This window comes from Novosphingobium sp. MD-1 (genome assembly GCF_001014975.1).
Lineage (GTDB): Bacteria > Pseudomonadota > Alphaproteobacteria > Sphingomonadales > Sphingomonadaceae > Novosphingobium.
Genome location: NZ_BBXA01000026.1, coordinates 112,882 through 122,720 on the forward strand (window position 1 = coordinate 112,882; position 9,839 = coordinate 122,720).

Below are 9,839 nucleotides of genomic sequence, written 5' to 3' on the forward strand. Positions count from 1 at the left end.
GGTGAGCCATGGCCAGAATCGGAATTATCGGCAGTGAAGGACGCATGGGGCAGGCGCTGCGCGCGGCGGTTGCGGCGGCGGGGCATGATCTGGCGGGCGGAATCGACCGGGGCGGCGATGTGCTGGCGCTGGCGCGGGCGAGCGACGTGCTGGTCGATTTCTCGGCTCCGGCGGCGCTCGAAGGCAATCTCGATGCGGCGGTGTCGGCGGGCGTGCCGATCGTGATCGGCACCACGGGGCTGGAGGAACGCCACCATTTCCTGTGCGATGTGGCGGCGGATGCGGTGGCCGTGCTCCAGACCGGCAACACCTCGCTGGGCGTGACGCTGCTCGCCCATCTGGTGCGCGAGGCGGCGAGCCGGCTGGGCGAGGACTGGGACATCGAGATCGTCGAGACGCACCACCGCATGAAAGTGGACGCGCCTTCGGGCACCGCGCTGCTGCTGGGCGAGGCGGCGGCGAAGGGCCGCGCCGTGTCGCTGGCGGAAGCCGCGGTGCGCGGGCGTGATGGCATCACCGGGGCGCGGCAGGCGGGCACGATCGGCTTCGCTTCGCTGCGCGGCGGCACCGTGGCGGGCGATCACACCGTGCATTTCCTGGCCGACAACGAGCGTGTTTCTCTGTCGCATCTCGCGGAAAACAGGGCGATTTTCGCCCGCGGAGCGGTGCGCGCGGCGGAATGGCTGATCGGGCGCGCGGCCGGGCGCTATACCATGCCGGAGGTGCTGGGGCTTTGAAGAAGGACGCGATCTTCGAGTTCTTCCGGCGGCTGGCGGAAACCAACCCCGATCCGCAGACCGAGCTGGAATTCGGCAATACCTATCAGCTGCTCGTGGCGGTGGTGCTTTCGGCGCAGGCGACCGACGTGGGCGTCAACAAGGCCACGCGCGCGCTGTTTCGCGACGTGAAGACGCCGCAGGCGATGATCGATCTGGGCGAAGAAGGGCTGAAGCAGCACGTCAAGACGATCGGCCTGTTCAACGCCAAGGCCAGGAACGTGATCGCGCTGTCCGAAATCCTGGTGCGCGATTACGGCGGCGAGGTTCCGGCCGACCGCGACAAGCTGACCGAACTGCCCGGCGTGGGCCGCAAGACCGCCAATGTCGTGATGAACTGCGCGTTCGGCGCGGAGACGTTCGCGGTCGACACGCATATCTTCCGCGTGGGCAACCGCACGGGGCTGGCGAAGGGCAAGACGCCGCTGGCGGTGGAGAAGCAGCTCGAAAAGAAGGTGCCACAGCCGTTCCGCGTGGGCGCGCACCACTGGCTGATCCTGCACGGCCGCTATATCTGCAAGGCGCGCACGCCCGAATGCTGGCGCTGCCCGGTGATTGACCTTTGCGCCTACAAGGCGAAAACTCCGGCCAAGGGCGTGAAGCCCGACTCCGCGAAAGCGCCCGCCGCGCGCACGAAAACGCGGGCAAGCAAGGAGAGCACGCCATGAAGCGCACGGGATACGCCGCCGGCCTGATACTGGCCACCGCTGCCGCCACCGCGATCGGCGGTTCGATGGGGATGGCCGCCGGCACTCCCACCACCCGCACTACCTCAACCGACGGACACCGGCGCGACGTGCCTGCCGCCACGCCCACCGGCCCGGCGGTCAGCTGCATTCCGCTGGTCGGGATTCGCGAAAGCCAGGTGCGCGACGACTGGACGATCGATTTCCGCACGGCGGGCAACAAGTGGTACCGCAACACGCTGCCCTATCGCTGCAGTTCGCTGGGCTTCGAGCGGGCGTTCAGCTACGCGACCTCGCTGTCGCAGCTGTGCAACACCGACATCATCACCGTGATCGCCACGGGCGGTGGCGGCGGCCCGCGCGGATCGTGCGGGCTGGGCAGTTTCCAGCCGGTGGAACTGGCGAAAAAGCTGAAAAAGTAGGGTTTTTCTGGCGGCGGGGCGGGGGCGAGGCCTGGCGCCAGACCCTTCCTGTAACGTCACCTCGGACACGTCGTTACGTTACGTTTTGCGCGGTTCGGGGTCTCATTTCGGGGAGTCCGGGCGCTTTAGCGTTGCGCCGAACCCCTCCTGATCGGGCCTACTGATCCGGATCGAGATTGAGCCCCTTCCGGCCGTGTTCGGGCGTGCCGTGCGGGGGCATCGGCGGTTCGGCGTCGGGATCGAGCGGGGGCTGCAACATGCCTTCCCACTTGGTGATGACCGAAGTGGCCACCGCGTTGCCGACGACGTTGGTGGCGGTGCGCCCCATGTCGAGAAAGGTATCCACGCCGAGCAGCAGCGCCACGCCCTCCACTGGCAGGCCGAACTGCGTCAGCGTGGCTGCGATCACGACGAGGCTGGCGCGCGGCACGCCGGCGATGCCCTTCGAGGTGACCATCAGCGTGAGCAGCATGGCGATCTGCTGCCCGGCGGAGAGCGGGATGTTGTAAGCCTGCGCGATGAACATCGTGGCGAAGCTGGTGTACATCATCGACCCGTCGAGGTTGAAGCTGTAGCCCAGCGGCAGCACGAAGCCCGATATGCGGCGCGGCACGCCGAAGCGGTCGAGCTGTTCGAACAGCTTGGGCAGCGCGCTTTCCGAACTGGCGGTGGAGAAGGCGAGCAGCACCGGCTGGCGGATGTAGCGCGCCAACAGCAGCGCGCGTTTGCCCAGGAACGCGGTGCCCATCGCGAACAGCAGCGTCCACAGCAGCAGCAGGCCGAAATAGAATTCGCTGACGAACACGCCGTAGGTAATGATAATGCCAAGGCCCTTGGTGGCGATCACGGCGGCGAGCGCACCGAACACCGCAAGCGGGGCAAGGCGCATCACGTAGTCGGTGATCGTGAGCATGACTTGCGCCAGCGCATCGCACCCTTCGACGATCATCGTGCCCTTCTTGCCCAGCGCCGACAGCGCGACACCGAAGAACAGCGAGAATACAAGCACTTGCAGCACATCGTTGCGCGCCATCGCGTCGATGATGCTGGTGGGGAACACGGCCAGGATGAAGTGGCGCAGCGTGAAGTCCGCCGTCGCCAGATCCTTGACCGGCCCCGCCGCCTCGAACGCGAGGCCGACGCCGGGCTGGAACAGGTTGACCAGCACCAGCCCCAGCCCGATCGAGATGAGGCTGGCGGTGATGAACCAGCCCAGCGCCCGCCCGCCGATCCGCCCGAGCGCGGCGCTATCACCCATGCCGGCGATGCCGCTGACCAGCGTGGCGAAGACCAGCGGCGCGATGATCATCTTGATAAGATGGAGGAAAATCTCTGGCAGCAGCTTCAGCAGATCGGCATAGAAGGCGAGCGAGGGATCGCTGGCGGGGTAGGCGCGGTTGAGCGCATAGCCGACGAGAATGCCGGCGATCATGCCGATCACGATGTAGAGGGTAAGGCGCTTGGCCAAGGGACGATCGCTCCCGCTGAAATGTCGCTGCAGTTGTTGCGGCTGAGACTAACGGCCGTATCCGCCCCCCGCAACGCCATCGGCGGGTGTTCATCCACGACAAAGGTGCATAGGTTGCTCCGCGAAAATCAGGAAAGAGGGATGGGATGCAGCATATCAGGGTGGAGCGGCGCGGACGGGTGACGCGGATCGAACTGGCGCGGCCGGAGGTGCTGAACGCCATCAACGCGGCGATGCATGACGAACTGGAGCAGGCATTCAACGCCTTCGCCGCCGATCCGGAACAGTGGATCTGCGTGGTAACGGGCGCGGGCCGGGCCTTCTGCGCCGGCACCGATCTGAAATCCGTGGTGGCGGAAGGGCGCAAGCCCTATCCGGCGCACGGCTATGCCGGCCTGATCCAGCGGTTCGATTGCGACAAGCCGATCATCGCGGCGGTCAACGGTCTGGCGCTGGGCGGCGGATTCGAGCTGGCGCTGGCCTGCGACATCATCATCGCGGTGGAAAGCGCAGGATTCGGCCTGCCCGAACCGCTGGTGGGCGCGGTGGCGCTGGGCGGTGGCGTGCACCGCCTTGCCCGCCAGATCGGGCTGAAGCAGGCGATGGGCATGATCCTCGCCTCGCGCCGGGTCGACGCGCGCGAGGGCGAGCGGCTCGGCTTCGTGACCGAGGTGGTGCCCGATGGCGACCTGGACGCGGCGGTGGAGCGCTGGACGGCGGCGATCCTGAAAGGCGCGCCGCTTTCCGTCCGCGCGTCCAAGCAGGCGGTGATGCGCGGGCTGGACGAACCCGATCTGGCTTCCGCGCTCGCCAACCAGGCGCGCTATCCCGCGTTCGGGACGTGGTTCAACAGCGCCGATGCCGCCGAAGGGCCGCGCGCCTTCGCCGAAAAGCGCGCGCCGGAATGGCAGGGGCGGTAGGCTTCCTGTGACCGTCTCGTAACGGATTGCACGGCCGTTATCCCGGACGTGATCGGGTATCCCGATTTTTCCGCTATTCCAGTGGGATACCAGATCAAGCCCGGGATAACGGGGAGGGGGTGAAGCGGGTCTCTGCCGCCTCAGCGCCCGGTCTGCGCGCGGTGCAGCAGCTTCTGGTCGGCCAGCACCAGCGCCATCATCGCTTCCACCACCGGCACGCCGCGAATGCCCACGCACGGATCGTGGCGGCCCTTGGTGAACAGCTCGGTCGCCTCGCCCTCGCGCGTGATCGTGGGCATCGGCGTGAGAATCGACGATGTGGGCTTGAACGCCACGCGCACCACCACCGGCTGGCCGGTGGAAATGCCGCCGGCCACACCGCCGGCATGGTTGGCGAGGAACGCCGGGCCGTCGTTGCCCTCGTCCGGCCGCTTGGGGCGCATCGGATCGGCGTTGCCTTCGCCAGTGTTGCGCGCGGCGGCGAAGCCATCGCCGATTTCCACGCCCTTCACCGCGTTGATTCCCATCATCGCGTGGGCAAGTTCGGCATCGAGCTTGGCATAGAGCGGCGCGCCCCAGCCGGCGGGGACGCCGGTGGCCACGCATTCGACCACCGCGCCCAGCGAGGAGCCGGCCTTGCGCGCCTCGTCCACCCGCTTTTCCCAGCGCGCGGCGGCTTCGGCATCGGGGCAGAAGAACGGATTCCGGCCGATTTCCGCCGCATCGAACCGGGCGGGATCGATCGCGTCGCCGCCGATTTCGCTGACCCAGCCGGTGATCGCCACGCCGTCCAGCACCTGGCGCGCCACCGCGCCCGCCGCCACGCGCGCGGCGGTTTCGCGCGCGGAAGACCGCCCGCCGCCGCGATAATCGCGAAAACCGTACTTGGCGTCATAGGCATAGTCGGCATGGCCGGGGCGATAGGCCTTGGCCACGTCGCCATAGTCCTTCGAACGCTGGTCCACGTTCTCGATCATCAGGCTGATCGGGGTGCCGGTGGTGCGCCGCACGCCGTCGGCCGTCTCGAACACGCCGGAGAGTATGCGGACCTGGTCCGGTTCCTGCCGCTGCGTGGTGAAGCGCGACTGGCCGGGGCGGCGCGCGTCGAGGAACGGCTGGATGTCCGCTTCGGTCAGCGGGATGCCGGGCGGGCACCCGTCGACGACCGCGCCAAGCGCGGGGCCATGGCTTTCCCCCCAGGTGGTGAAGCGGAAGACGTGTCCGAAGCTGTTCAGGCTCATGGGCTGCGGCTTTGTCGGGATTCGCCGGAAATGTCCATGCCGGCATGCTTGTCTGCGATATTCATCGCCGCACTTTGCGGCTATCGCAGAATTTGCGCCCATTTTGGTAACATTCTGTTAGAAAGCGCGCATGTTCATCGTCGTTTTCCGCAACCGCAAGCGCGCCGACATCGATGCCGATGCCTATTCCGTCGATGCCGCGCGCATGGAGCGCCTGGCGCGCACGCAGCCCGGCTTCGTCTCGTTCAAGAGCTATCACGCCGACGATGGCGAGGTGCTGGCGCTGTCCGAATGGGAAAGCGAGGAGGCCGCGCTGGGCTGGCGGCGGCAGGTGGCGCACATCGAGGTGCAGGGGCGTTCGCGCGATGCCTACTACCAGGATTACACGCTTTATGCCGGCAACCCCACGCGGACGCGCCGCTTCTGCCGGGACGGGGCTTAGCGCCGCATCCGCAATCGCGCCGTTTGCCGCCCGTGCCGATCGACGCTAAGGGACTGGAAAGTCTGACGCAAAGGATCGGCGCGTGGCCCTGATGGTTTACGGCATTCCCAACGGGGACCAATCTATTTCCAATGCAAACGGAAAAGTGGTGCTTTCAGGGTGACCGATGCCCTGCAGCGGGCAATCGTGTCCTTATCGATCACCGAGGACGAGCTGGATCCCGATGAAATTACAACCCTCCTTGCGGCCAAGCCTCAACTGGGCGTGCGCAAAGGGGAAACATTTACCAGTTACGATGGAAAACAGATTACGGCCAGAACGGGCATGTGGCGGTTTGGCGGCGATTGGGAGAACGCTCCCATCATCGGGAATCAGATTGCGACGCTCTTTGAGCGATTGACCCAGGATTTGACGATCTGGAAATCGGTGACGAGTCGTTTCCACTGCCATGTGAGCGTGGGCGGTTATTTCCGCGATTGGACCGGCGGCCTTACTCTGGAACCAGGTGCACTGATGCTTTTGGCTGAACGCGGGCTGGCTATCGATTTTGACCTATACGCACCCATCGCTTCGGATGTTAAGGACATGTCATGATGTTAATAATGTTCGGAATTCCCAACTGCGATACCGTGAAGAAAGCGCGCGTCTGGCTGGAAACCAGAGGCATCGCCTATACCTTCCACGACTACAAGAAGCAGGGCGCGGACCCGGCGCGGATCGCGGGCTGGGTGGCGCAGGCGGGGCTGGACAAGGTGCTCAACAAGGCGGGCACCACCTTCCGCAAGCTGGACGACGCGGCCAAGTCCGATCTCGACACGGACAAGGCGGTGGCGCTGATGGCGGAGCATACCTCCACCATCAAGCGGCCGATCGTGGAATATCCCGGCGGGCTGCTGGTGGGGTTCAAGGACGCCGAATGGGCGGCGGCGCTGGGCTGAGCGGCGCGCGCCGGTGAACCCCGTCGAGGCCCTGGCCGCCGTTCTGGGCCTGATCAACATCGCCCTGCTGGTGCGGCGGTCGGTGTGGAACTTCCCCGCCGCCATGGCGATGGTGACGGCCACGGCCTTCGTGCTGTTCCGCGCGCGGCTCTACGGCGAAACCGGGCTGCAGGCGTTCTTTTTCGTGGTCAACGGCTGGGGCTGGTGGCTGTGGAGCCGGGCGAAAGGCGGCGAGGAAGCTGGCGTGCCGGTGGGCTGGATGAGCGCCCGGCAGCGGATCGCGTGGGCCGGGGTGACGGCGGCGCTCAGCCTGTCGCTGGGCTGGGCGATGCACCGCTTCACCAATGCCGCGCTGCCCTTTGCGGATTCGGCGGTGACGGGGGCGAGCATCGCCGCGCAGTTCCTGCTGTCGTTTCGCCGGATCGAGAACTGGGTGCTGTGGATCGCGATCGACGTGGTTTCGATCGCGCTCTATCTGGCGCGGGGGTTGCCGCTGCTGGCGGCGCTGTACGGCGCGTTTCTGGTGATGTCGGCGGTGGGCCTGCGCGCGTGGATCGGCGCGGCGCGGCGGCCGGCGGGGAATGAGGTGTTTGCGTGATCCAGGTCTGTTTTCATGGCGCCGAAAGCACCGGCAAATCGGTGCTGGCCGACCGGTTGCGCAAGCGATTCGGCTGGCCGTGGGTGCCCGAATACGGGCGTTCGTTCTGCGAAACCATGGGGCTGGAACTGACCATGGGCGACCTGCTGGAGATCGCCGAGGGGCACGACCGGGCAGTGCGGGGGGCGGCGCTGCTCCAGCCGCAGGTGCTGGTGCTGGATACCGATCCGCTGATGACGGCGGCCTGGGCGCAGATGCTGTTCGACGACGTGCCCGAGGCGCTGCTGGCCTATCCCAAGGCGGATCTGTACCTGCTGTTCGAGCCGGACGTGCCGTGGGTGGCCGACGGCACGCGCTTTTTCGGCACCGAAGAGAAGCGCGCGCGCTTCGCCGCGATCGCCGAGGACATGCTGGTGCGCACGGGCGTGACCTATCGCCGGATCGCGGGCGACTGGCCGTTCCGCGAGGCGCAGGCGGTGGCGGCGATCGAGGAAGCGTTGCGCCGCGCCGGGCCGAAGCCGCCGGCGCGATAAAGAGTGGCGCGCGGCCCTGTTGGCCCGGCGCGATTCGTGTTATCTACATTCTTGTGAATAACGCGAATCCCCATCTCTATCCCATCAATGTCGATCCGGCGGACATCGACTTCATGGGCCATGTCAACAACGCCAGCTACCTGAAATGGGTGCAGGAGGCGGTGATCGACCACTGGCAGGCGCTGGCCCCGGCGGAAGCGGTGGCGCGGCACCTGTGGGTCGCGCTCAAGCACGAAATCACCTATCGCCGGCCGACGTTTCTCGACGATACGGTGATCGCGCATGTCGTGCTGGAAAAGGTGCAGGGCGCCAAGGCCTTCTACGAAACCGTGATCAAGCGCGGCGAGGACGTGCTGGCCGAAGTCCGTTCCAGCTGGTGCTGCGTGGACGCGGTGACGCACCGCCCGGCCCGGCTGGCGCGCGATCTGGTGGAAAAGTTCCTGCCTTCGGGCGAATGACGCGGCGCCCCGAAATCCGGTAAAACCGATTGTTAACCATATGCGGTTACCATGCCGCTTATGACTACTGCAATCATCGCGCTGCTGCTGACGCCAGCCTTCCTCGCGAAGGCGCTCGTAGCGTTGTCCATGCTGGCCGTGGCCTTGTTCGGCATCCTGAAATGGAAAGCCCGCGCAAGGCGCTCGCGCATCAGCGAGGGCACCTTGCTGCATCTGGCGTTCCTTCGTGGAACGCTGGGGGCGTCGCTCTGGAGCAGCCTGTTTCGCCACAAGACCCACACGGAACTGCTCCCGCGCGTCTTGCACGTCAACCCGTTCCCGCCCGTCACGGCTCTTGCCGGCTGGAAGGTCTGGGCTCTCTCCAAACCGCTGCCGCCCTGAGCGTCTAGCGCAGTTTCACAATACCCAGGCCATCGTTCTTGGCCCGAATTTTCACCGATTCCTCACTGCGGGTGAGCGCCTTGGCAATAGCCTTCAGCGCCATGCCCTTCTTTGCGAGTGTGTGTAGCTTATGTATTTCATCAGCAGTCCAGGGTTGTTTGTGCCGTTCAAAGCGTTCGGCCATGGAATCAGCCCCTTCTTGCCGTGACTATGTAATTGAGTGCGAGATTATCCGACAAGTGCAAGCCCTTGGTCGGACTGTAAGCGATACCGATTGGATTACCCATGACCAGGCCTGCTTCGGAGAGCAGGTCATGCAATTCCACCGGGGTGACGAAATCGTCCCAGTGGTGCGTACCGCGGGGCACCATGCCCAGCGTTTCCGCCCCTTCCACCAGCAGCAGGCGTGCAGCTGCCGTGCGGTTGGGGGTGGAAAGGACCATCAGCCCGTCTTCGCCCAGCGCTGCCGCTAGCGCCGCGACGAAGGCAGGTTTGTCGGCCACGTGCTCGATCACCTCCATGGCGGTGACGAGGTCGAAACCGGCAAGGTCCAGTGCGCCGATCTCTCCCAGGCGATAGGTGATGGCCAAGCCACCGCCCGCCGCATGGGTCTGCGCCGCCGCGACGTTCTCTGCCGCCGCGTCGACGCCAGTAACCGCCGCGCCCATCCGGGCAAGCGGTTCGCACAGCAGACCGGCGCCGCAGCCTACATCCAGCGCGCGCCGGCCTGCCAGTGGCTTAAGCGAGCGGGGATTGGTACCGAAATGCGAATCGATGGCGTTTCGGATGAAGCCCAGCCGCACCGGGTTGAGACGGTGCAGCATGGCCGAGGAGCCCTTCGGGTTCCACCAGTCCTGCGCGAGCTTGCCGAAATGCGCCGCCTCCTCCGGGCGAATGGTGGGCGCGAGTGCCGAGGGTGTTGCATTGCTCATGACGCATCCCTAACAGGACGCCCGCCGCACGGCGAGGGGCTGTG

The 9,839-nt window shown here is 66.1% G+C and carries 15 protein-coding genes; 11 read left to right on the top strand and 4 right to left on the bottom strand.

The genetic code is table 11. The features are described from left to right. Window positions 1–8 precede the first annotated feature (8 nt). Genes dapB through NMD1_RS09075 form a run of 3 tightly spaced genes read left to right on the top strand, consistent with a single transcriptional unit; the run spans window position 9 to window position 1,884 of the window. Window positions 9–737 (top strand): 4-hydroxy-tetrahydrodipicolinate reductase, encoded by a 729-nt coding sequence (gene dapB / locus NMD1_RS09065; protein ID WP_125954470.1) that lies wholly within the window; start codon window positions 9–11, stop codon window positions 735–737. Beyond that, window positions 734–1,444 (top strand): endonuclease III, encoded by a 711-nt coding sequence (gene nth, locus NMD1_RS09070; RefSeq protein WP_124809723.1) that lies wholly within the window; start codon window positions 734–736, stop codon window positions 1,442–1,444. The genes dapB and nth overlap by 4 nt, the downstream gene beginning before the upstream one ends. Then, entirely contained in the window at window positions 1,441–1,884 is a 444-nt protein-coding gene (locus tag NMD1_RS09075) for a hypothetical protein (protein ID WP_125954471.1), read from the top strand. Before nth ends, NMD1_RS09075 begins: the two co-directional genes overlap by 4 nt. Window positions 1,885–2,041: 157 nt before the next feature. Here the strand turns inward: NMD1_RS09075 and NMD1_RS09080 are convergent, their stop codons facing one another. Next, window positions 2,042–3,352: a dicarboxylate/amino acid:cation symporter gene (locus NMD1_RS09080; RefSeq protein ID WP_125954472.1), complete on the bottom strand. Its 1,311-nt coding sequence runs from the start codon at window positions 3,350–3,352 to the stop codon at window positions 2,042–2,044. Between the two features lie 146 nt (window positions 3,353–3,498). Here NMD1_RS09080 and NMD1_RS09085 point away from each other — a divergent pair, with 146 nt between their 5' ends. Further along, window positions 3,499–4,272 carry an enoyl-CoA hydratase-related protein gene (locus NMD1_RS09085; protein ID WP_125954473.1) on the top strand — a complete coding sequence of 258 codons (774 nt, stop codon included), beginning with the start codon at window positions 3,499–3,501 and terminating at the stop codon, window positions 4,270–4,272. A gap of 140 nt (window positions 4,273–4,412) precedes the next feature. On the opposite strand, the gene aroC is transcribed toward NMD1_RS09085, so the two are convergent. Beyond that, window positions 4,413–5,513 (bottom strand): chorismate synthase, encoded by a 1,101-nt coding sequence (aroC, locus tag NMD1_RS09090; protein ID WP_125954474.1) that lies wholly within the window; start codon window positions 5,511–5,513, stop codon window positions 4,413–4,415. Window positions 5,514–5,643: 130 nt separating this feature from the next. On the opposite strand from aroC, the gene NMD1_RS09095 reads away from it, so the two are divergent. The 7 genes from NMD1_RS09095 (at window position 5,644) to NMD1_RS09125 (ending at window position 8,863) form a co-directional block, all read left to right on the top strand. After that, window positions 5,644–5,955, top strand: coding sequence for an antibiotic biosynthesis monooxygenase (locus NMD1_RS09095; RefSeq protein ID WP_125954475.1), 312 nt, complete (start codon window positions 5,644–5,646; stop codon window positions 5,953–5,955). A gap of 159 nt (window positions 5,956–6,114) precedes the next feature. Then, on the top strand, window positions 6,115–6,549 hold the full coding sequence (locus NMD1_RS09100; protein WP_158453932.1) for a DUF4279 domain-containing protein: 435 nt from the start codon (window positions 6,115–6,117) through the stop codon (window positions 6,547–6,549). Next, entirely contained in the window at window positions 6,549–6,893 is a 345-nt protein-coding gene (locus NMD1_RS09105) for an arsenate reductase (protein ID WP_375600796.1), read from the top strand. Before NMD1_RS09100 ends, NMD1_RS09105 begins: the two co-directional genes overlap by 1 nt. Before the next feature lie 13 nt (window positions 6,894–6,906). Then, window positions 6,907–7,491 carry a nicotinamide riboside transporter PnuC gene (gene pnuC, locus NMD1_RS09110; RefSeq protein WP_125954478.1) on the top strand — a complete coding sequence of 195 codons (585 nt, stop codon included), beginning with the start codon at window positions 6,907–6,909 and terminating at the stop codon, window positions 7,489–7,491. After that, on the top strand, window positions 7,488–8,024 hold the full coding sequence (locus NMD1_RS09115; protein WP_125954479.1) for an AAA family ATPase: 537 nt from the start codon (window positions 7,488–7,490) through the stop codon (window positions 8,022–8,024). Before pnuC ends, NMD1_RS09115 begins: the two co-directional genes overlap by 4 nt. 53 nt (window positions 8,025–8,077) lie before the next feature. After that, window positions 8,078–8,482 (top strand): thioesterase family protein, encoded by a 405-nt coding sequence (locus tag NMD1_RS09120; protein WP_124809733.1) that lies wholly within the window; start codon window positions 8,078–8,080, stop codon window positions 8,480–8,482. Window positions 8,483–8,542: 60 nt separating this feature from the next. Further along, window positions 8,543–8,863 (top strand): DUF1294 domain-containing protein, encoded by a 321-nt coding sequence (locus tag NMD1_RS09125; RefSeq protein WP_158453933.1) that lies wholly within the window; start codon window positions 8,543–8,545, stop codon window positions 8,861–8,863. Between the two features lie 4 nt (window positions 8,864–8,867). Here NMD1_RS09125 and NMD1_RS09130 read toward each other — a convergent pair whose 3' ends face one another. Then, entirely contained in the window at window positions 8,868–9,047 is a 180-nt protein-coding gene (locus tag NMD1_RS09130; RefSeq protein WP_124809735.1) for a hypothetical protein, read from the bottom strand. A gap of 4 nt (window positions 9,048–9,051) precedes the next feature. Further along, complete coding sequence (gene ubiG / locus NMD1_RS09135; RefSeq protein ID WP_125954480.1) at window positions 9,052–9,795, bottom strand: bifunctional 2-polyprenyl-6-hydroxyphenol methylase/3-demethylubiquinol 3-O-methyltransferase UbiG; 744 nt, start codon at window positions 9,793–9,795, stop codon at window positions 9,052–9,054. Between the last annotated feature and the right edge of the window lie 44 nt (window positions 9,796–9,839).